The organism is Streptomyces sp. NBC_00376, from assembly GCF_036077095.1.
Classification (GTDB): Bacteria; Actinomycetota; Actinomycetes; order Streptomycetales; family Streptomycetaceae; genus Streptomyces.
The window spans coordinates 7,312,525-7,330,352 of the sequence record NZ_CP107960.1; the positions used below are offsets into that span (position 1 = coordinate 7,312,525).

The 17,828-nt window shown below is 67.6% G+C and carries 15 protein-coding genes and 2 pseudogenes; 13 read left to right on the forward strand and 4 right to left on the reverse strand.

Annotated features, from left to right (window positions below; genetic code table 11):
- Positions 1-54 precede the first annotated feature (54 nt).
- Positions 55-1,133, reverse strand: a protein-coding gene (locus tag OG842_RS45280; RefSeq protein WP_434350968.1) for an IS630 family transposase whose coding sequence is annotated in 2 segments (ribosomal slippage) — positions 55-632 and positions 632-1,133 — 1,080 coding nt in all. Because the reading frame shifts where the segments join, the coding sequence is not laid out codon by codon here.
- 150 nt (positions 1,134-1,283) lie between these two features.
- On the opposite strand from OG842_RS45280, the gene OG842_RS33050 reads away from it, so the two are divergent.
- From OG842_RS33050 to OG842_RS33085, 8 genes and pseudogenes are all read left to right on the forward strand, one after another.
- Complete coding sequence (locus tag OG842_RS33050) at positions 1,284-1,817, forward strand: GrpB family protein (protein WP_266735666.1); 534 nt, start codon at positions 1,284-1,286, stop codon at positions 1,815-1,817.
- Positions 1,818-1,923: 106 nt separating this feature from the next.
- Positions 1,924-2,820: a transposase family protein gene (locus OG842_RS33055; protein WP_323185867.1), complete on the forward strand. Its 897-nt coding sequence runs from the start codon at positions 1,924-1,926 to the stop codon at positions 2,818-2,820.
- Positions 2,821-2,959: 139 nt separating this feature from the next.
- Positions 2,960-3,949: pseudogene (locus OG842_RS33060) on the forward strand (IS1380 family transposase); the annotation flags it as partial.
- A 271-nt stretch (positions 3,950-4,220) separates the two neighbouring features.
- A complete protein-coding gene (locus OG842_RS33065) occupies positions 4,221-4,403 on the forward strand; it encodes a hypothetical protein (RefSeq protein ID WP_328512590.1) in 183 nt (60 codons plus the stop codon).
- Positions 4,404-4,483: 80 nt separating this feature from the next.
- Complete coding sequence (locus OG842_RS33070) at positions 4,484-7,657, forward strand: lantibiotic dehydratase (RefSeq protein ID WP_266735662.1); 3,174 nt, start codon at positions 4,484-4,486, stop codon at positions 7,655-7,657.
- Positions 7,635-8,969 carry a lanthionine synthetase C family protein gene (locus OG842_RS33075; RefSeq protein WP_266735661.1) on the forward strand — a complete coding sequence of 445 codons (1,335 nt, stop codon included), beginning with the start codon at positions 7,635-7,637 and terminating at the stop codon, positions 8,967-8,969. The genes OG842_RS33070 and OG842_RS33075 overlap by 23 nt, the downstream gene beginning before the upstream one ends.
- Positions 8,970-9,008: 39 nt before the next feature.
- Positions 9,009-10,037 (forward strand): thiopeptide-type bacteriocin biosynthesis protein, encoded by a 1,029-nt coding sequence (locus tag OG842_RS33080; RefSeq protein ID WP_266735659.1) that lies wholly within the window; start codon positions 9,009-9,011, stop codon positions 10,035-10,037.
- 5 nt (positions 10,038-10,042) lie between these two features.
- Positions 10,043-10,813 carry a class I SAM-dependent methyltransferase gene (locus tag OG842_RS33085; RefSeq protein WP_266735658.1) on the forward strand — a complete coding sequence of 257 codons (771 nt, stop codon included), beginning with the start codon at positions 10,043-10,045 and terminating at the stop codon, positions 10,811-10,813.
- Positions 10,814-11,337: 524 nt separating this feature from the next.
- On the opposite strand, the gene OG842_RS33090 is transcribed toward OG842_RS33085, so the two are convergent.
- The gene (locus OG842_RS33090; protein ID WP_266735657.1) at positions 11,338-11,643 is read right to left on the reverse strand and encodes a helix-turn-helix domain-containing protein; all 306 of its coding nucleotides are present in this window, start codon (positions 11,641-11,643) and stop codon (positions 11,338-11,340) included.
- Between the two features lie 22 nt (positions 11,644-11,665).
- On the opposite strand from OG842_RS33090, the gene OG842_RS33095 reads away from it, so the two are divergent.
- The 4 genes and pseudogenes from OG842_RS33095 to OG842_RS33110 all read left to right on the forward strand — a co-directional run bounded on the left by OG842_RS33095 (position 11,666) and on the right by OG842_RS33110 (position 13,598).
- Positions 11,666-11,815, forward strand: coding sequence for a hypothetical protein (locus OG842_RS33095; RefSeq protein WP_266735655.1), 150 nt, complete (start codon positions 11,666-11,668; stop codon positions 11,813-11,815).
- Between the two features lie 108 nt (positions 11,816-11,923).
- The gene (locus tag OG842_RS33100) at positions 11,924-12,094 is read left to right on the forward strand and encodes a hypothetical protein (RefSeq protein ID WP_266735654.1); all 171 of its coding nucleotides are present in this window, start codon (positions 11,924-11,926) and stop codon (positions 12,092-12,094) included.
- Between the two features lie 172 nt (positions 12,095-12,266).
- Positions 12,267-12,878: a DsbA family protein gene (locus OG842_RS33105; protein WP_266735652.1), complete on the forward strand. Its 612-nt coding sequence runs from the start codon at positions 12,267-12,269 to the stop codon at positions 12,876-12,878.
- Between the two features lie 73 nt (positions 12,879-12,951).
- A pseudogene (locus tag OG842_RS33110) lies at positions 12,952-13,598 on the forward strand (NAD(P)-dependent oxidoreductase).
- Positions 13,599-14,058: 460 nt separating this feature from the next.
- Here OG842_RS33110 and OG842_RS45285 read toward each other — a convergent pair.
- Positions 14,059-14,226: a hypothetical protein gene (locus OG842_RS45285; protein ID WP_443064018.1), complete on the reverse strand. Its 168-nt coding sequence runs from the start codon at positions 14,224-14,226 to the stop codon at positions 14,059-14,061.
- A 459-nt stretch (positions 14,227-14,685) separates the two neighbouring features.
- Between OG842_RS45285 and OG842_RS33120 the strand changes: the two genes are divergently transcribed.
- Positions 14,686-16,569 (forward strand): AfsR/SARP family transcriptional regulator, encoded by a 1,884-nt coding sequence (locus OG842_RS33120; protein WP_266735649.1) that lies wholly within the window; start codon positions 14,686-14,688, stop codon positions 16,567-16,569.
- 27 nt (positions 16,570-16,596) lie between these two features.
- Here OG842_RS33120 and OG842_RS33125 read toward each other — a convergent pair whose 3' ends face one another.
- Entirely contained in the window at positions 16,597-17,661 is a 1,065-nt protein-coding gene (locus OG842_RS33125; protein WP_266735648.1) for an IS110 family transposase, read from the reverse strand.
- Between the last annotated feature and the right edge of the window lie 167 nt (positions 17,662-17,828).

Genomic DNA, 17,828 nt, shown 5'->3' on the forward strand with positions numbered 1-17,828 from the left:
GCGCTTTCGCGAGGTGGAGTGTCCGATGCCTGGTCAAATACTGACTTCGGCTCGTCAGGGTGAGGTCAGGGTGTCGAGGGTCAGGCCGGTGCCGGCTATGAAGCCGTCGAGGGTGTCGGGGCGGTACTGCAGGCGCTTGAGCCGGTTGCGGACGAGGGCCTCGAGTCGGTCGAGGGCCATGACGGCGAGGTTGGCCAGGCTGCGTTTGACGTGCGCCCATACCCACTCGACGGGGTTGAGGTCGGGCGAGTAGGCGGGCAGCAGGAACACCGTCAGCCAGGCTCGCTCGGCGATCAACTCGCGCATGGCGTGGGAGACGTGGGTGTTCAGGCGGTCCCAGACCAGCACGATCGGCGCCTTGACGAGCTGGTGCACGCCGTCGACCAGAGCGATGAAGTCGCGCTCGCTCATGCTGCGGCGCTTGCCCTTGCCCGAGGGGTGGGTGCGCAGGCGGTGGCACAGCCGGGTCCGTGAGCCGGGCCGCATCGCAATCAGCCCGGCCACCGACAGCCGCCCCGAGCGGCGTCCGCTCACCGTCACGACCGGGGTGTGTCCGCGTCGTCCCCAGGTCCGGCCTCGGGGCGGTCGGCGGGTGAAGCCTGCTTCGTCCTCGAAGCAGATGTAGCCCCCGCAGGCCGCCCGGGCCCTTTTACCTCCGCCCAGGTCGCCTCCTTCCATGCGGTGACGGCCTGCTCGTCCCGCTCGGCCACCCTGCGCGCGGGGACCTGCGGGCTGAAGCCGAGCCGGTGCATCAGCCTCGTGGCGCCCGAGACGCTGTACGAGACGTGGAACTTCCGCCCGATCAGCATGGCCACCCTCGCCGCGGTCCACACCTGGTCCTCCACCCAGCCGTGCGCGGCCGGACCCTGCTCCAGATACGCGGCGAGCTTCTCCAAGCAGCGCGGAGACAGCCGGCACCGCGACCCACTCGGACCGCGTGACGACAGCGCCCCGACCCCGCCCTCGCGCCACAACTGGTGCCACTGATAAGCCGACTTCAGACTCACCCGCAGACGCCGTGCCACTTCCGGTGGCTTGACCTCCTGCTCGAACAGCTCGGCCGCCTGCATCCGCACCGACTCCCGACGCACCCGTCCCGCAACGGTCAGCCCGCCCCCATCCGAATACCTCACACACCATCGAATACAGCCACCACACCAAGCCTGTCAGGGACTTCGGGAAAGTTCACCCTGACGAGCCGAAGTCAGTAACGACTTGGTACGCGATAGCCAGGGTTCTCCGGGTGGTTCGATCAGCCCTGACGGCCCTGGGAGACTGCCGATATGACTCGATTGATCGTGGTCAGTGGCTACGACCCCCGATGGCCCGAGCAGTTCGAGGATCTGAGGCAGCGGCTGGCACCTCATGTCGCGGATCTGGCTGTGTCCATCGAGCATGTCGGCAGTACGGCCGTGCCCGGATGCGCCGCCAAACCGATCATCGACCTCGACATCGTGGTGTCCGAGGAGGTTGTCATGCCCGAGTTGATCTACCGGCTCGCCGGGCAGGGCTACCGACACGAAGGCGATCTGGGGATTCGGGGGCGGGAGGCTTTCCAAGCCCCTCCTGCGGCTTCCGAACATCACCTGTACGGCGTGGTCGCGGGCTCAAAGCCGCACCTTGATCACGTCCTACTCCGTGACTACCTGCGTCAGCGGCCCGATGAAGGTCAGCGCTACAGCGCGTTCAAGGTGGGCCTGGCGCAGCGGTTGCCTGCCGACAGGGAGGGCAGGCTGGCCTATTCGGCGGCGAAGAGCGCTGTGGTGGAGGAACTGGTTGCGAAGGGCCACGCCGCTCGGGCCGCCAGCGGATCGTGACGTGAGACGGACCGCACGGGTTGGTGATGTTGTGACGCATTACCGAGCCCGTGCGGCCTTGTCCCATCCTGCCTTCTGCGGCCTTGATGGTGCACATCTCGGCGGCTTGATCGAGTTGGCCAATCCCTGGACTGCCCGGTGCGAGTCCGCACTGCGCGAGCGCAGAGGCGGCGACCGTCGTCGGGCGGCCGGAGCCGGGCCGGACCACGAGTTGGCCTTCACCGACCGGGTGCTGGTCACGGTGGTCTACCTGCGCCTGCAACTGCCCCACGCAGCCCTTGCCGAGCTGTACGGCGTGACCCGCCCCACCACCCGCGCCATCCACGAGATCCGGCCGCTGCTCGCCGCCCGCGGTTTCGCCGTCCCTCAGCGGCCCGGCATCCGCCTGCGCACCCTGGCCGATGTCTTCGCCTACGCCGCAGCCGAAGGTGTCGAGCTGCGGATCGACGGCACCGAGACGCAGGTCTGGCGCCCCAAGTCCGGAAGCCTCGGACGCAAGGCGTTCGTGTCCGGAAAGAAGAAGCAGAACACCGCCAAGACCACGGCCATCGCTGACGGCTCGGGGCGTCTGCTGTGGTCCGGGGCCGACCGGCCCGGCCGGATGCATGACCAGACCGCGATGCGCACCGAGGGCATCGCCGAGCAGTTGCGTCTGCATCCGCAGGTCAAGGCGAAGGTCGATGAGGGCTATCGAGGCTTGGCCAACGACTTCCCCGACAAGGCGCAGGCTCCGCCACGCAAGCCGAAGGACGAAGCACCACGCGGCGATACGTACTCCTGGCGCGAGGAACGCCGACGCCAGTCCTCGGCACGGATCTGCGTGGAGCACACCATCGGCGAGGAGAAGAAGTGGCGGCCGCTCCAGCGATACATCGGACGGCGCGAGTACTACGCCGAAACGCACGCTGCCATCGCCGGCCTGGTCTCCGACCGCGCGGCGCGCAGGCCCACCCGACGACGTACCAGCACTGAACTGGTGCTCGTGCGCCCGGCCGCCTGCTGATCACCCACCAGCCAACCCGCCAGGCGAGCACGCCCCGACCTCAATCGCGTACCGAGTCGTAAGCGGAGAGTGCTCCTGACCTGCAACGATCGGACTTGTCTAGGGTCCTGTTGGCTGCACGGAAAGAAGCACTCTCCAGGTGAAGAAGCGTATCGGGTCGTACCCGCGTGTCCGCATCGAGGGCGGTGGCCGGGCGGTGGTCTCGCAGGCCGGGGGCGTGCTGCTGGTCGAGACCGTCCGCAAGGCCGGCTTGGACACCGCGATATCAGCGGCGCTGACGCCGTGGCGGAAGGCTCGGGCGGTGCACGATCCGGGCAAGATCCTGCTGTACGTGGCCATGGCGGTCGCGCTGGGCGGGGACTGCCTCTCGGATGTCGGCATGCTGCGGGCCGAGCCGGCCGTGTTCGGGCCGGTGGCCTCCGACCCGACGGTCTCCCGCCTCATCGACACCCTCGCCGCCTCCGGGGAGAAGGCCCTGCGGGCTGTCCGTGCCGCGCGGGCCGAAGTCCGCCAACTTGTCCGACGGTTGGCCGGCCGGGAAGCGCATGATGCGGGCGGGACGGTGACCGTGGATCTCGACGGGGTGCTGGTGATCGCGCACTCCGACAAGGAGGACGCCGCACCCATGTGGAAGCGGACCTATGGCCATCACCCGCTGATGGGGTTCGTCGACCACGGACCGGGCGGCACCGGTGAACCGGTCGCGGCCCTGCTCAGGCCGGGCAACGCGGGATCGAGCACGGCGGCCGACCACATCACCGCCACCCGGCTGGCCCTGGCTCAGCTGCCGAAGGAGTACCGGCGCGGGCGCCGGACCCTGATCCGCACGGACTCCGCGGGCGGCACCCACGACTTCGTGGCCTGGCTCGCCCGGCGGGGGCGGTGGCTGTCCTACTCGGTCGGCATGGTGATCAACGAGCAGGTCCACCAGCATGTGCTGAGGGTTCCGGCCCCGGCCTGGACACCGGCCGTCGAAGCGGACGGCGAGATCCGCGACCGCGCCTGGGCCGCTGAACTCACCGGCGACGTCCTGGACTGCCGGCCCAAGGGCATGCGGCTGATCGTCAGGAAGGAACGGCCGTGCCCCGGGGCCCAGTTGCGGCTCACGGATGCGGACGGGTGGCGGCTGCGTCACGCCGGTCTACCAAAGCGGGCCGCGCCGCGAAGGGCATTCCGCAGATTGATCACGACTTGATGCGATCCCTAGAACTGGAGCCCGTGGCCGGGGCGTCGTCTTTGTGATACGTGCCGATTCAAGGAACCTGCAAGGAACCTTCTGCTTCGCTATGACATGGTCCGTCCGTGGTGATTCACCACGTGACTGTTTCCGCCCAAGCCTGATGGAGGGCGCTTTGTCGCGCCCTCCGACCGAAGGGAAACCTCCTGTGGTCTCAACTCTGATGGTTGATCAAGAAGCTGAACTGGATCTGTCTGACCTGGACCTCGACATCCAGAGCGTGGTGACCGGAGATGTCGCGGCGCCTCTGCGCCCGGCCATGTTCACGGCCATCACGTGCGATGTCACCGGCGCTACCGGCACTTCGTGCAACCTGACCAATGGCTGCAATCCCATGTGTTGCTGATCCATCAGTCCGTCCCTGTCAGGCCGCTGTCCCGGGCGGCGGCCTGACAGCGGTCCGTACGAGCGAGGTGAACGTCCCCCATGCCCCTACCCCTCCACTTCACGGCGGCAGACCCACTGCTGATACGCGTTGCGTCACTGCCCGGCGACACGTTTGACGACGTCAGCGGCGAGTTCGGCCGCCATCGCATGCCGGGGAACGCAGAGCTTGTCGAATACATCCGGAGCGTTACCTCGGTGGCCCTGCTGAGAGAGGCGATCGCCGTCTCCAGTCAGGACTTGTCCGAGACGCTGAGAAGAATCGACGCCGGTGAGACCATGCCCCGGAAGAAGATCATCCGGACTGCCATGTCTGTCACTCGGTACGCCCAGCGGACCACCGGTCGACCCACTCCCTTCGGGCTGCACTCCGGGGTCGCGGCGGTGTCCGTCGCCGACCGGTCCAGGGCCGTCATACTAGGGGCGGGAGAGAAGGCGGTCCGTTTCGACGCGGCCTGGTTCGATCAAGTGGCCTGTGAGTGGCTGGAGTCGCCGGACATTCGGCACGCGTGCATTGTGATAGTGAACGATCTCTGCTACCTGCGGGGGGAGCGACTGGTCCTGCCGCACGTGAGGCAGCGCGAGGCCCCCCGGTCGTTCGGGAAGATCGTTCCCCGACCCAGTGACGAACTGTCGTTGCGCGTCACTCCCGTCCTCGCCTGGGTGGTTGCGCGAGCCGATGATCGGGTGGGCTACGCGGATTTGCTCGCCGCGGCGGCAGAGGAGTTCCCGGAACATGACGAACCGAGCCTGGACCGCTTCCTCACCGACCTCGTGCGGCGCGAAGTCCTGCTGACCGAGTTGTCGGCCGTACGGCTCGATGACCGGTGGCTGGACTCGCTGGCGGACGTCCTGCCCCGCAGTTCCTCCGCCGCCAGCGAACTGGATGCCGCCCGCAGCGCGCTCGCCTCCTATGCCACCACCAAGCCCGGCGCTGGCGAGGACGAGTGGCGGGCCGTAATCGACGCCGCCTCCCGGATGGGCGGCAGGGAGTCGGTGCCACCCCAGGTCGACCTGCATGCGGATGTGGATGTCACTATCCCCGCCGAAGTAGGACGGGAACTGGAGAGTTGTGTCTCCGCCCTCTGGGAGATGTCCCCGAAAGACGGCCTCTATGAGCACATGAAGCTCTACCGCCGGGCCTTCGTGGACATGTACGGTCAGGACGGGGCGGTGCCGTTGGCGGAACTGATCGACCCGCACGGCGGCTTGGGCTTCCCTGCCACCTATCTGCACCCCCGGGTAAGCCGTGGCTTTTCTGCCCACCTGCGAAGCCCGTCGTCCCCCCCCGAGGCTGAGAACCGCGCCGAGTACCTCGCCGCTCTCGCCTTCCGGGGACTCATGAGTGCGGAACGCGAGCTCAGCCTCACCGAGGAGGACATCGCCCGTATGAGGGTGCCCGGTGATGGCGTCCCGCCCCGATCCTTGGAACTCTGCTTCCAGCTCCTGGCCAGGAGCACCTCGGAGCTGGACGCCGGCCAGTTCCGGCTGGCGCTCTCCCCTGCGGTGGGAACGACCACGGCGGGGGCACTTGCGGGGAGATTCGCCGAGCTGACCGGGACCACGACGGGCCTGGCCTCCCTCATGGGACGGACGGACGATGACGTTCTCCCGGCCCAAGTTTCCTTCCTTCCGGTGTTGCCTAGGGCGCTGAACGTCATGCAGGTGCCGGATCTTTTCCAGCACGTGATCCCGGTAGGGACGCCTGCTGACAAGAGGGACCCGAGGAACATCGACTGGCGTGGACTGATCGTGGCGGCGGACGGGGACCGGCTGCGACTCCATCTGCCCGACACTGGCCAGGAGGTAATGCCGGTCGTGCCGCATGTCGTGTCCCTGAGCATGGCCGCACCCAACCTGGTGAGATTCCTCCAGGAGCTGCGATACTGCGCGGACGTGAAGGTATGGCAGCCGTGGAACTGGGCGGAGTCCGCCCGGTTGCCCTGTCTGCCCCGGGTCAGGTTGGGCAGGACGGTCCTCGCCCCGCTGACCTGGCGGCCCACGGCCGCTCTGACAGCCGCGGCAGCGAACAGGGAGGAATGGGAGTCCACACTCGCCCAATGGGTTTCCGACCTGCGGGTCTCGCGACGGGTGAACGTGACACAGGGCGACCGGGCTTATGAGATTGACCTCGACAACGCCTTCCACCGGGAGATGTTGCGGCGTGATCTGAGCAGGTCGAAGATCGTACTCACTGAGGTTGTCGGTGACTCCGAGGCGGGTTACGGCTGGCTGTCAGGGAGACGCCACGAGATTGTGGTGCCGCTGCACAGAGTGGCTCCTGCCGTACCTGAACGAGCCGAGCGCTCCCTGGACCCAGGGAGAAAAGTCGCGAGGGTCATTCACCGACCCGGCGGTGAATGGGCCTACCTCAAGCTCCATAGTCTGCCCGAGGTACACGAGGAGATTATCACCGGCCACCTTTCCCAGTTCATCAGGACGGTCTCCGGGGACATAGACCGCTGGTTCTTCATTCGCTACAAAGAGTCGGCCCATCAGCTCCGGCTGCGGCTGCATGGAGAGAGAGAAGACCTCAGCGATTCGGTGTGGCCCAGGCTCCTCGAGTTTGCCGAGTTGATGACGCGCTCGAAGCTGATCCAGGGCTACGACATCGCCTCCTATGAACCGGAGTTGGTCCGCTACGGCGGGCCGGCGGGCATGGCGGCGGCGGAGAGCCTCTTCTGTTTGGACAGTCAGCTGGTCGCCCAGGAGCTGAGACTCCTTGCCCGAGGTTCCCTCGGTATTCCCAGGAACGTCCTGATGGCTGCCCATTACGGCTGCATGCTGGATGCCCTCGGCGCGTGGGACTGGCGGGACTGGTTGGTGGCGAAACTCCCGCGGCCCCAGGGCCCGCCACCGGCAAAGAGTGAGACCGAACTGGCCTCACGACTCATTGAAGCCGGCCGGACCGCCACGCTTCTGTCGGGCCATCTTCCTCCTAGTTGCGGCAAGTTGCTTGAACTCCTCGGCGTGGTCGGCGGCGACCTGGGGCAGCACCTTCTTCCCCGGCTGGACCGTGGGAGCGCGTGCACCAGGCACGACATGTCAGTGCTGAGCCTTCTGCACATGCAGCACAACCGGCTCGTCGGACTCGACCCCTCAAACGAGAAGGAGACGCTGGCCCTGCTCGTCCGGGTGGCCGGAGCGCAGCTGAGTCGAGAACGGTACGACAAGCGGGCAGGAAACCGATCAGGTGGTGACCAAGATGGGGCGTAAGAAGGTCCGCGCGGGACGGCACGAGGTCAGGGCGAAGAAGGTCGCGGACGAGATCGCCGAGGTGCTACGGCCTCGGGAAGGAGTAGGTCTGGCCCGCGGTGCCGACGGTCTGAACAGCCCGGCCTCCTGGAGGGACTGCTCCCTGGGGAGTGGCTACGCGGGCGTAGCCATGCTATACAGCGGCCGGATACCTGAGCAGGGTGACACCGCCAAGATAGCGGGGCACCAGTACCTTGCCAGCGCCTCGGCCTTTCTGGAAGGGCAACGGGGCACCAGCACCTTTGGCATCTTCTACGAAGTGTGTGGCCTCGGCTTCTCCCTCATGCTGGCTCGGCAGGCGACTGGAGGCGGTTACACCAAGGCCCTGAGCGCCCTCGACTCCGAAGTGTGTGCCGGTGCGCGGCGCTTCTGTGACCTGGTGGAGGCCGCACCGCTGGGGTCCATGGCTCGGTATGACCTGATCGACGGACTGGCGGGCATCGGACGGTATCTGCTGATGCGGGGGTGCGGTCCGGATATATTGGCGCGAGTGCTGACGGCCCTCGTCGACATGACGGCTCTGGTACCCCACGAGGGCCTGCTGGTCCCCGGCTTCTGGTCGACGACCCCGCCTAGCAGAAATCCGGAGACCCACCGTGATCTTCAGGAGTTCGGTCATCTAAACCTGGGACTGGCCCACGGCGTCGCGGGTCCGCTGGCGCTGCTCTCGCTCTGCAGGTTGCGGGGCATCTCGGTCACCGGGCAGGTAGAGGCGATCCGTTCGCTGATGGGCATCTTGCAGAAGTTTTGCAAGGAAGACCGTTACGGCATCTACTGGCCCAACACCATTTCCCTTGAACAGTGGGACCGAGGCAGCTCCCCGGCTTCCAGAGGCCGGGCCTCCTGGTGCTATGGCGCTCCCGGGGTTTCCCGTGCCGTGGCGCTGGCGGCGGCCTCCGCCGGGAACACCGAGTGGCTGCGGATGGCGGAGCGTTCGGTCGAATCGATTCTCCAGGTGCCTCTCGACGACTGGGGCGTTTCCCACTGGTCGCTCTGCCATGGCTGGGCCGGCACCATGCAGGTTCTTCGGTACTTCACCGACGGCCCGCACGGCGACCGGGTCTGGGACGTCATCGACGCGATTGCGGACCGAGTGCTGAGCGAAATCGAGGCCGAAGGGCTGCCCGCCTTCGAACTGGGGGAGGGGAACTTGGCCACGGGGGTGAGCCCTGCCGGATTTCTGGAGGGCGCCGCCGGGCTGGCCTTGGCGCTTGACGACTATGCCGGCCGGCCGACCGACTTCCCCTGGGATGCCGCCTTGATGCTGAGGTGATCCGCAGGCGGCGCGGGGCGAAACCGAGGCAGTTCGAGGATGACCGAGGAAAGCGTGGTGCGCATCGTGCTCGATACGGATGAGGGGAACCCGACGCAGGAGGTCGTCCCCGTGGGCGACGACCGGTTGGCCCTGCCTGTGTTCCTGCGACGGATGGCTGACCAACTGGAGGGCAGGAAGGTGCCTGGGGAGGCGGAAGTCCGGCGGCTCACGAGCCTCTTCCTCGGTGCCGGTCTGCCGGTGCTCCGCTCCGCGCACATGCATTCCTCGTGGCTGGAGTACCGCGTGCCTGTTCCGGAGGACCGCCGCGTCGTCTGGTACGCGGCGCTGCAGCGGCAAGTGACGGCGATGAGGGACCGCGGCGAGCTGGAGAACTTCTTCTTCGTGCACAAGGAGCCGGGTGTACGGATCAGGTTCCAGGTGGGTCCGGTGGCACAGCAGTCTGTGGCCGGGCAGCTCGCCACATGGCTGGACACACTGAAAGCGCGAGGACTGATCGAGACCTGGTGCAGCTCCGTCTATGAACCGGAGCAATACATCTTCGGCGGCCCCGCATCCATGCGCAGCGTCCATCGTCTGTTCACGATCGACTCGCTGGTCTGGCTGCGTCATCTGTCCGCAGACAGGCCCTCCGGGTCGGCGTGGGCTCTCTCACTCACCCTCCTCAAGTCCCTGTTCGGCGAGCTGGGTGTGCTCGAACAGGAGGACCGCGACATCTGGGACCGGCTACGCAGACAGACGCACCGACAATTCCACGGGGCCAAGCCGAAGAACTGGGAGCGAATCTCCGCCGGACTCCGACGCCTTTGGTGCCTTCCGGCCGAGCTGCGTCCGCTGCTCCAACTACCCGAGAGGAGCCTTCTCGACGACTTCCGGACGGACGTGGCGGCGGAGTGCGAGGTGTGGCGCGAGGAGTATTTCCTGACGTCTGGCGCCCGCGTGGGCGTCCGCGAGGCCGCAGCGTTCTTCACCGTATTCCACTGGAACAGGGCCCGTCTGCCACTGGACTGGCAGACGGCGATCTGCGAGTCGCTTGTGCTTGGCCCGCTGACCGAGAGCGAGGTGTGATCACGATGCACATGACGACGGGCCCCACGGTCGGGGACGCCTTCGGTGAAATGCTGCTCGAATGCTGGCAGGCGGGCGCCGGGATCGGTACGACTTCTGAAGTCCTGGAACGCGATGACGGCCAGGTGATCCGGGCCGACGCCGGGAACTACTTCACGCGGCCCGAGGCCTGGCCGGACGTGGAGAGATACCTGCCGGGCCGCGTGCGGGGGCGGGTGCTTGACGTGGGATGCGGGGGCGGGCGGGTGGCGGACGTGCTCCAGGGCCGGGGACATCCCGTGCTCGGCATCGACCCTTCCCAGGGCGCGGTGCGCCTGTGCGCGGAGCGCGGACTGCTGGCCGTGCGTGCGAGTGCCGCTGATGTGACCACCCTGAAGGGCAGGTCCGACACCTTCGATACCTTCGGCACGTTCGACAGCATCGTCATGATGGGCAACGGATTCGGACTTCTCCAGAGCCGACAGCAGGCCGCTGTTGTTCTCGGCGAGCTCGCCGCGGTCGCGGAACCTGGCGCCTCACTCTTCGGTACGTCCTTGAATCCCGTCGGTTTGACCGATCCGCGCGAGGTCGCGTACCGGCGAAGGAACGTGTCGATGGGGCGTATGCCGGGGCAGTGGAGCATTCGCGTACGCCACAGGGACATGGTGACCGAATGGTTCGACTACCTCTTCCTTTCCGTCGAGGAACTGGCGGAAATCGTGCGGACCACACCTTGGACACTGCGCGAGGCATGGTTCGGCCAGAACTTGTACCTGGCCCGGCTCGAACTGGATTAAGAGTTCTGCAAGTCTCCTTCTTCTCTGCTTCTGGCACGGTAGTGCCACGTCAGCGTACGAGCATCTGAGTAGGATCGGGGACTGGCGCGGTGGCCTGTGAGGGCTCCGTTTTCAGCCCCCCACCCGCCAAGTGAAGTAGGCCGCCGACGAGGTGCCCGCGGCTCGGGGCCTTTCCCGACGGCCCCTTCCCGAGTGCCCCTGATCCAGGTGGCGAGCTTGGTGCAGGTGGCGTCGAAGACGCTCAGGTAGACACGCTCGATCGTCAGCTTGTCAGTACTCAAGTTGCGGCGCCAGCACACGACGTGGATGGCCTGGCGGGCCCTGGGATACTTGATGTGCGCGAACGCGACGACCTTGAGCCGGCGGACCTCGTCGCGGCGGTGGGCATGGCCGTGAGTGCGGTGCCCAAGCGGGATGTCCCGCCAGGGCGGCTCTGTGGCCTGGGCGCAACGCTGATACGCATGCGCGTCCGGGTTCGAAAGTCAACTCCCGCCTGGCGGCCGGGCCGACCGTGAAGGACAAGCTCAGCCGGTGCGCGGGCCCGGGCGGAACCGGGTGCGGAAGGCCGCCGGTGTGGTGTCGGTGCGCTGGGTGAAGTACTTGACGAAGTTGCTGGCGTCGAGGAAGCAGACCCGGGCGGCGACCTGGGCCACGGGTTCGTCGCCGTGCACGAGGAGCCGTTTGGCCTCCAGGACGACTCGGCGGTCGATGAACTTCTTGGCCCCGACACCGGCGGCGTCGAGCGCGGCCCGGGCCAGCGTGCGGGGTGCGTAGCCGAGGGCGCGGGCGTAGTGGCCGACGTCCCTGACCCGGGTGTAGTCCCTCTCCACGGCTGCGCGGAACCGCTGGAAGGTGTCCGCGTGCTCGGCCGTCGTGGTCCCCGCAGGCGTGGTGCAGGGCGGTGGCGTCCTCGCCGGTGACTTGCCACAGGGTGCGGCCGAACGGGTCGTCGAGATGGACGTCCGCCGCGGTGGCGGGGTCGAGGACGTCGGGCCGGAATAGCACCAGGGTGCCGGACGCCGTGCCTAGGTCGCCGAACCGCTGCACCTGCCCAGGCCGCACCCACAGCCAGGCGCCGTCGCTGAGGGCGTCGCCCGCGAAGTCGACTGTGTGCCACAGCAGCCTCTGCTGCACGGTGAGCAGCAGGTGGAACTCAGGGCGCTGCGGGTGGCCGGAGCCTCCGGCGTTCCGGGCGCCTTCCGTTCCGCCGTGGCGGAGCAGACGCTCGCGCAGTTCGGCGATCGTCATCACCTCGATCCCGACCACGGCGGCGGAGCGTAGGGGACCTCCTGGATCCGATCCTATCCGTTTTTCACCATGACCAGACCTTGCTGTGTCCGGGCGGCATCCCTTGGCCTTCCTAAATTTGAAGTCGGAAAAGGGGCGCAGCGGCCACAAGGCCGCCGGGCACCCCTCCCGAGACCGATGACTGACTTCTACCATGGAGGACCGGATGGCCGCCGCCCGCCTCACCTACGCCTACTGCGGCTGGTGCTACGGCTTCGGCCAGGCCCCGCGGCAGCTCGCCGCCGAGAACGCGGACCGCATCGAACTGCGTGTCCTGTCCGGCGGCATTTTCTCGGGGCCGCGGGCGCTGCCGGTCTCGGCCTATCTGCACATCCCAGGCGCGAACCAGCGGATCGCCGACCTCACCGGCGTCACGTTCGGCGACGGCTACCGGCGGATGCTGGACGAAGGGTCCACGGTGATGGACTCCGCCGCCGCCACCGTCCTGGCCGCGCTGCACCGCCAGGCCCCCGAGCGGGCCCTGGAGCTGGCCGGCGCCCTCCAGCGCGCCTGGTACATCGACGGGCGCAGCCTCTCCGACGTCGAGGTGCACTGGGCCATTGCCGCCGAGCACGGCCTGGATGCCGACGCCTTCCTCGACCCGACGACCCGCGCCGAGGCGGAGGACGACTTCCGGGAACTGCGCCCGCTCGGCGTCGACGCCTACCCGACCCTGCTCCTGCACACCCCCACCGGCACCCACCGGCTCGGCGGACCGGTCTCCAGCGCCGCCTCGCTCACCGAGGGCCTCGACCGGCACCTCGCCCCGGCCGCCTGACACCCGGCCATCCCCGACACCCGTAAACACCGCACGAAGAACACGAAGAAGAACCCTGAAGGAGAGCAAGACCATGACGAACATCGCTGTCTTCGGCGCCAACGGCACCATCGGCTCCGCCGTCGTCTGCGAGGCGCTGGACTGAGGCCACACGGTCACCACGGTCGTCCGCGACGCCGCCAAGGTCATCGAAAGCCACCCGAACCTGACCGTCACCACCGGCGACGTCCTCGACCCCAAGTCGATTACCGCCCAGACGAAGAACCAGGATGTCGTCGTCAGCACCGTGGGCGGCGGCGGCGGACCCGGCCACATCGCCACCATCCAGCCCTCCGCCGTCGCCCTCACCGAAGGACTGCGGGCCCTCGGCGACGAGGCCCCCCGCCTGGTCTCGGTCGGCGGCGCCGGCTCGCTGCGCACCCCCCGACGGCAAGCAGGTCTGGGATGCCCCAGGCCTTCCCAACTTCCTGCTGCAGATCATGCACGCCCACGGTGGGGCCCTCGATCACTACCGGACCGTCACCGACGTCGACTGGACCAACATCAGTCCCGCCGCCAAGATCGCCCCGGCGAACGCACCGGCCACTACCGCACAGCCCTGGACGACCTCGTCGCCGACGAGGCGGGCAACAGCATCATCTCGTCGAGGACTACGCCGTCGCCGTCCTCGACGAGATCGCCCCCCGCCACCACCAGCAGCGCTTCACCGTCGGCTACTGATCAGCCGACGACCGTCCCGCCCCGCGAGGGCAGGGGCAGGGGCAGGGCAATGATCCTGCCCGCGGAAGCCTCCCGCCCCTGCCGGACCGGTGCACGGAAGCCCCGAAGCATATGGCGGACCTGGTCTTCTCCCGCACCAATGCCGATCGCCTCACGCCCGGCGCTGAGCAGCAACCGCACGCTTCGAGGGCCCGGCCAGTCCGATCCACCCGCCTTGACCACCGACATCTTCTGGATGGGTTCGAACTACGCCCCGGAGGTCGCTGACCTGGGGATGAGGGTGACAACCTTAGATAACCATTGAAGCTCACGGGCGGCCGGAACCTGACGGATGGTGACGGGCGCGGGTGCGCCAGGGACGACAGCGGTTGCGGGGGCGGGTGCAGAGGTAGGATGGACCCGGCCAGGGCCGACACCGTGGCCAGGAACGCGGCGCGGTGCGGAAGACGAATCATGGCCCTCACACTTCGGCTCCGGCGCGGCGCAGAGCCGTCGCTTCAAAGAGGATCTCACCCATACCGAAGCCGAGCACGTCTAGGACCTGTTGCGGCGCGTCCGCGATCCATTCGTTGATCGCGATGAGTGAGCGGGCGCCGGTCAACACCGCCGCGACAGCTGCACAGAGCACGGCGACCGCTGGATTCCGTCTCCCCCGCGCATCACGGGAATCAGCTACACGGGTCAGGAATCGACGCAGGTCAGCGATGTCGCCCGGGATAAGAGCAGCAGCCTGGGGCCCAGTTGCGCCAGCGTGGTGGGGAGGCGCGATGATATTTGCGCAGGCACGGTCTCGCTCGGTTCTCATGGGTCTCGCCAACCACATGATCACCAGCGCCGTGCCTGCACTGCTGTCCGGGCCCCACGTCGCACACCGGGCATGACGCCATGTAACTCATGAACCCGGTGAACCGGACCAACCTCGACTATGCAATGACCCTGGGTGGATACGAGCGTCCCGGCTTTCTCTCGTCGTGCATATCACCTCCTCCTGCCGAACGCCCGTCGCATATCGTGATCTTTATTAGACGGGCGGTATCGTCGGCACGGTCGGAGCCGCTTCGAGACGCCCTCGAGGAGGGGCGATCGCGTGAGGTTTCAGCTGCTGGGTCCAGTCGTTGGCTTTTCGGACGGATATCGGACCGAGCTCGGCTCCGCCCGACAACGCTGCCTGTTGGCAGCCCTGTTGGTCGATGTCGGCCGTGTCGTGCCCATCGAGCAGCTGATCGACCGGGTGTGGGGGGAGGACCCCCCTCGTACGGTCCGGGGAACGCTCTACAGCTATGTGACCCGCCTCCGGTCCGCTCTCGGCCAGCAGAACGGGCTCGGCGGGCGGCGGGACGGGATCGGCGTCACGCGGCATGCTGGCGGATACGTTTTGGAAACGGACCCGGAGCAGATCGATGTACAGCGCTTCTGGCGTCTCGTCTCCGACTCGCGGGCCGCGCGCAGCGACGAAGAAGCCTGTCCGCTACTGCGCGAGGCGCTGGCGCTCTGGCAGGACGACGCCCTGTCCGGGCTTTCTGGTGCCTGGGCCGAGGGGACACGCGCCCGGCTGAACGCTGAACGGATTGCCGCACTGCTGCGCTTCAACGACATCCGTCTGCGGCAGGGGGCCTCTGAAGAGCTGCTGCCCAATCTGCGTTCCCTTGTCGCGCTGCGCCCGCTGGATGAGCGGCTCGCGGCCCAACTGATGACGGCGCTCTACCACGCCAGTTGCCAGGCCGAGGCGCTGGAGCTGTACGACGGCCTTCGCCGGAGACTGGCCCATGAACTCGGTGTTGACCCCAGCCCAGACCTCCAGGAGTTGAATCGGCAGGTACGGGCCGCTGCTCCCGAGCTGCGGCCCGTCAGAAGCCGGGAGGTCGCCCCGCCGCGCACCGTACCCCGCCAACTTCCCTTGCCCCCAGCACCATTCGTCGGCCGTGGCCGCGAGCTGGCATTCCTGGATGGGCTGGTGCAGACCCCCGGCACAGGCGGAACCCTCGCGATGTCGGCCGTTACCGGTATGGCGGGCGTCGGTAAGACCTGGCTCACGCTCCACTGGGCGTACCGACATCTCGACCGATTCCCTGACGGCCAGGTCCATGTCGACCTGAGAGGGTACGATCCTGTCGAAGACCCCGTCACACCCGCCGGGGCACTGCGCCAGCTCCTCGATGCCCTGGGCGCCGCCCCGGCGGAGATCCCGGCCGACATGGATTCACAGACCGGCCTCTACCGGTCCCTGGTCGCGGGAAAGCGACTGCTCATCGTGCTTGACAACGCTCGTGACACGGCGCAGATCGTCCCGCTGCTGCCGGGCAGCCCCACCTGCACGGTGCTGATCGCGAGCCGCCATACCCTGACTGGCCTGTTGACGCACCATCCGGTGCACTCCCTCGTTCTCGAACCGCTGGCGGACGGCGAGGCCCGCGACCTGCTGGCCAGGCGTCTGGGAGACCGGCGGGTCGAGGACGAGGCGCGCGCGGTCTCCGAGTTCCTCGCCCACAGCGCGGGCCTGCCGCTTGCCTTGGGTATTCTAGCCACCCGGGCCACGTCCCGTCCGGACTTCCCGCTGAGCGCGATCGCCGACGAGCTGCACAGCGAGTCGACACGGCTCGACGCGCTTGACACTGGAGATCTCTCGGCGGACCTGCGCGCCGTGTTCGCCTCCTCGTACTATGCACTCGATGCGGAGGAGGCGAGGGTCTTCGGACTGCTCGGGCTGATTCCCGGTCCCGAGATCAGCCTGGACGCGGCGGCGGCGCTCGCGGATCTGCCCGTGCCGAGCGCTCTCGCAGTGCTGAACCAGCTTGTCGCCCTGCATCTGCTTCAGCGCCAGTCCTCCCGCCGCTACCGCATGCACGACCTGGTCAGGCTCTTCGCGGCCGAGCGTGGCCACGACGCGCAGTCCGCCGACAGAGTCAAGCTCAGTAGGGTCGGGGACTGGAAACGGAGCATCTGCCACCGCGCCAGTCCCCGATCCTACTGAGCTTGACTCTGAAGCTTCTATAGATCGTCAAGCTGCAGGAGACGGCCCGGGGGCGCCGGTGAATGCGCTGGTGAGGTGGCGGTAGACCTCTCGCGCGACGAAGCGCTTGAGGCATCTGAAGATGTCCTTCGTCTTGAGTCCTTCGAGGGTGCGTCGTGCGACGTAGTCGCGGGTGCGCGGGTCGTGACGCATGCGGACCAGCACGATTGTGTGCAGCGCGCGGTTGGCCTGGCGGTCTCCACCACGGTTGAGTCGGTGGCGGTCTGTGCGCCCGGATGAGGCTGGCACGGGTGAGGCGGCGCACAGGTGGGCGAATGAGGCCTCTGAAGCGAGCCTGTCGGGGTTGTCGCCGGCGGTGACCAGTAGCTGCCCGGCGGTCTCGGTCCCGACGCCCGGCAGCGCGAGCAGGCCGGGGGCGGTGCGAGTGATCAGGACGCGCAGGTCGGCGTCCGCGTCTGCTATCTCCTCGCTCAAGTGCCGGTAGCGCTTGGCCAGACGCTTGAGGGCCAGTTTGACGGCTGTGGACGGGGCAGCCAGGTCGGTGCCCGGACGGCTGGCGGCCAGCCGTCGGACCAGCTCGGCGGTGGTCAGCGAGCGCAGTGCTTCGCGTACCGCAGCGGGCGCGGTGATGATCAGTGATTTGATCTGGTTGATGGTCTGGGTGCGGGCCTTGACGGCGCTGGCGCGTACCACGCGCAGTCCGCGGATTGCCTCGACCGCGCCATCGCGGTGCTTCGGGGTGCCTGTGGCGCGGCCGGCGAGTACCGCGGTGGCGGCGGCGTAGGCATCAATGGGGTCGGACTTCCCAGCCGCGCGACGAGCACGACGGTCGGGTCGGTCCACCTCGATGACAGTGATCTGGTTGGCATGGAGATAGCGGGAAAGTTCGGCACCGAAGGAGCCTGTGCCCTCCATGCCCACGACCAGTACTTGGCCGTGGGAGTGTAGCCATTCCAGCAGGTCTCGGTAGCCCGTGGGCGTTGTGGGGAACGCCTCGGTGGCCAGGTGTCGGCCGATGGTGTCGATGACGGCGGCCTGGTGGAGGTCGGTGTGGGTGTCGATCCCGCCGATCACCTCGATGGGCTGTGACATGGTGGCCGGGTTCCTTCCGTGCGCGGCGAGTGGGCTCGCGCGCACCGGCTGGCAGACGGACACGACTGTGATGGGACCGCTTGGGTCAAGCTTCTATGAGGTCACGATCTCCGGCCGGTACACGCATTGGCACCGCTCGGAAGGCCGACGATTCAGAGTGAGGACAG

Excerpts from the sequence above, each read along its gene's own strand:
- OG842_RS33050 (WP_266735666.1), top strand. The coding sequence starts at position 1,284 with ATGACTCGATTGATCGTGGTCAGTGGCTACGACCCCCGATGGCCCGAG.
- OG842_RS33080 (WP_266735659.1), top strand. The coding sequence starts at position 9,009 with ATGACCGAGGAAAGCGTGGTGCGCATCGTGCTCGATACGGATGAGGGG.
- OG842_RS33070 (WP_266735662.1), top strand. The coding sequence starts at position 4,484 with ATGCCCCTACCCCTCCACTTCACGGCGGCAGACCCACTGCTGATACGC.
- OG842_RS33065 (WP_328512590.1), top strand. The coding sequence starts at position 4,221 with ATGGTTGATCAAGAAGCTGAACTGGATCTGTCTGACCTGGACCTCGAC.
- OG842_RS33125 (WP_266735648.1), bottom strand. The coding sequence starts at position 17,661 with ATGTCACAGCCCATCGAGGTGATCGGCGGGATCGACACCCACACCGAC.
- OG842_RS33105 (WP_266735652.1), top strand. The coding sequence starts at position 12,267 with ATGGCCGCCGCCCGCCTCACCTACGCCTACTGCGGCTGGTGCTACGGC.
- OG842_RS33085 (WP_266735658.1), top strand. The coding sequence starts at position 10,043 with ATGCACATGACGACGGGCCCCACGGTCGGGGACGCCTTCGGTGAAATG.